At 68.7% G+C, this 3,202-nt stretch carries 2 protein-coding genes; both read left to right on the plus strand.

The window, feature by feature from the left end; genetic code table 11:
- On the plus strand, positions 1-1,645 hold a 1,645-nt coding region (ptsP, locus tag G3N64_RS38525), incomplete at its 5' end, for a phosphoenolpyruvate--protein phosphotransferase (RefSeq protein ID WP_241021430.1).
- An 87-nt stretch (positions 1,646-1,732) separates the two neighbouring features.
- The coding region (gene nagE / locus G3N64_RS38530; protein WP_205788813.1) for an N-acetylglucosamine-specific PTS transporter subunit IIBC at positions 1,733-3,202 on the plus strand (1,470 nt) is incomplete at its 3' end.

Raw genomic sequence — 3,202 nt, forward strand, 5'->3', positions numbered from 1 at the left:
TGTGCGTCTCGACGATGCGGAAATCGTGCCGCCCGAGCAGGCCGCCGGCACGCCGGCCGCGGAAAGCCGCCAGCTCGACCAGGCGCTGAAGGCGGTCGACGCCGAACTCGACGAAACGGTGCGCAACGCATCGGCGCGCGGCGCGGTCGGCGAAGCGGGCATCTTCGCGGTACACCGCGTGCTGCTCGAGGATCCGACGCTGATCGACGCGGCGCGCGACCTGATCAGCCTTGGCAAGAGCGCGGGCTTCGCATGGCGCGCGACGATCCGCACGCAGATCGACACGCTGTCGAAGCTCGACGACGCGCTGCTCGCCGAACGCGCGGCCGACCTGCGCGACATCGAAAAGCGCGTGCAGCGCGCGCTCGGCCATACGAACGGCGCCGCGCGTGCGCTGCCCGACGAAGCGGTGCTCGCGGCCGAGGAATTCACGCCGTCCGACCTGTCGTCGCTCGATCGTCAGCGCGTGACCGCGCTCGTGATGGCGCGCGGCGGCGCGACGTCGCACGCGGCGATCATCGCGCGACAGCTCGGCATTCCGGCGCTGGTCGCGGTCGGCGATGCGCTGTACGCGATTCCGGACGGCACGCAGGTCGTCGTCGACGCAAGCGCGGGCCGGCTCGAACACGCGCCGACCGCGCTCGACGTCGAACGTGCGCGGCACGAGCGCCAGCGCCTGGACGGCGTGCGCGAGGCGAACCGGCAACTGGCGGGTGAAGCCGCCGCGACGGTCGATGGCCGCGCGATCGAGGTCGCCGCGAACATCGCGACGCTCGACGACGCGAACACCGCGGTCGACAACGGCGCCGACGCGGTCGGCCTGCTGCGCACCGAGCTGATGTTCATCCATCGCCAGGCCGCGCCGACAATCGTCGAACATCAGCAGAGCTACCAGTCGATCGTCGATGCATTGCAGGGCCGCACGGCGATCATCCGCACGCTCGACGTCGGCGCCGACAAGGAAGTCGACTACCTGACGCTGCCGCCCGAACCGAACCCGGCGCTCGGCCTGCGCGGCATCCGTCTCGCGCAGGTGCGCCCCGATCTGCTCGACGATCAGTTGCAGGGCCTGCTCGCGGTGAAGCCGTTCGGCGCGGTGCGCATCCTGCTGCCGATGGTGACCGACGCGGGCGAACTCGTGCGGCTGCGCAAGCGCATCGACGAATTCGCGCGTACACAGGGCCGCACCGAGCCGATCGAGGTCGGCGTGATGATCGAGGTGCCGTCGGCCGCGCTGCTGGCCGACCAGCTCGCGCAGCACGCGGATTTCCTGTCGATCGGCACCAACGACCTGACGCAGTACACGCTCGCGATGGACCGCTGCCAGGCCGACCTGGCCGCGCAATCCGACGGCTTGCATCCGGCCGTGCTGCGCCTGATCGACATCGCGGTGCGTGGCGCCGCGAAGCACGGCAAGTGGGTCGGCGTGTGCGGCGCGCTCGGCGGCGATCCGCTCGCGGTGCCGGTCCTGGTGGGCCTCGGCGTAACCGAGCTGTCGGTCGACCCCGTATCGGTGCCGGGCATCAAGGCGCGTGTGCGCCGTCTCGATTACCAGTTGTGCCGTCAGCGCGCGCAGGATCTGCTCGCGCTCGATTCGGCACAGGCGGTAAGGGCAGCAAGCCGCGAGGTCTGGCCGCTCGACTGAGCGTCGACGGCAGGTTCGCGACCGGTTTCACGACGAAAGCAATTAGGTCAACGACGATTAATGACGAGACAAGGATTGGAGGACTGAATGAACGGGAATCCGTTTCTGAAAATACAGGGCCTGGGCCGGGCACTGATGCTGCCGATCGCGGTATTGCCGGTTGCCGGCATCCTGCTGCGACTCGGCCAGCCGGACGTGTTCAACATCAAGATGATCGCCGACGCCGGCGGTGCGATCTTCGACAACCTGCCGCTGCTGTTCGCGATCGGCGTGGCGGTCGGTTTCGCGAAGGACAACAACGGCGTGGCGGCACTTGCGGGCGCGATCGGCTACCTGATCGAAACCGCGATCATGAAGGACATCGATCCCAAGCTGAACATGGGCGTGCTGTCCGGGATCATCGCGGGTGTGGTCGCGGGCCTGCTGTACAACCGCTATAAAGACATCAAGCTGCCGGACTACCTCGCGTTCTTCGGCGGCAAACGGTTCGTGCCGATCATCACGGGCCTGGTCTGCGTGATACTCGGCATCGCGTTCGGGTACGTCTGGCAGCCGGTCCAGCATCTGATCGACGCGGCCGGCCAGTGGCTGACGACGGCGGGCGCGATCGGTGCGTTCGTGTTCGGCTTCCTGAACCGCCTGCTGCTCGTCACGGGCCTGCACCACATCATCAACTCGCTCGCGTGGTTCGTGTTCGGCAACTTCACGCCGCCGGCCGGCGGCGAGATCGTGCACGGCGACCTGCACCGCTTCTTCGCGGGCGACCCGACCGCGGGCACCTTCATGGCCGGCTTCTTCCCGATCATGATGTTCGGCCTGCCGGCCGCGTGTCTCGCGATGCTGCACGAAGCGCCGAAGGAACGCCGCGCGATGGTCGGCGGCCTGCTGTTCTCGATGGCGCTCACGTCGTTCCTGACCGGCGTGACCGAGCCGATCGAATTCAGCTTCATGTTCCTCGCGCCGGTGCTGTACGTGATCCATGCGGTGCTGACGGGGCTGTCGCTCGCGATCTGCCAGATCCTCGGCGTGAAGCTCGGCTTCACGTTCTCGGCCGGCGCGATCGACTACGTGCTGAACTACGGGCTGTCGACGAAGGGCTGGATCGCGATCCCGCTCGGCATCGCGTACGGCGCCGCGTACTACGGGCTGTTCCGCTTCTTCATCCGCAAGTTCAACATGGCAACGCCGGGCCGTGAGCCGGCATCGGCCGATGCGGCTGCGGAATCGTACGCATCGGGCGGCTTCGTCGCGCCGGCTGCGGGCGCTGCTGCGGCTGCGCCGCGCGCGCAGCGCTACATCGCCGCGCTCGGCGGGGCGGGCAACCTGTCGGTCGTCGACGCGTGCACGACGCGCCTGCGCCTGACCGTCGTCGATCCGGAGAAGATCTCGGAGCCGGCGCTGAAGTCGATCGGCGCGCGCGGCGTGCTCAAGCGCGGCGGCAACAGCGTGCAGGTGATCATCGGGCCCGAGGCCGACATCATTGCCGACGAGATGCGTGCGGCAATCGGCAGCGGCGCGGCAGGCGCGGCATCGACGGCGACGGCCGCCGCCGCGCAG

It is taken from the genome of Burkholderia sp. Ac-20344, from assembly GCF_017104975.1.
In the GTDB taxonomy this organism is placed as follows: Bacteria; Pseudomonadota; Gammaproteobacteria; order Burkholderiales; family Burkholderiaceae; genus Burkholderia.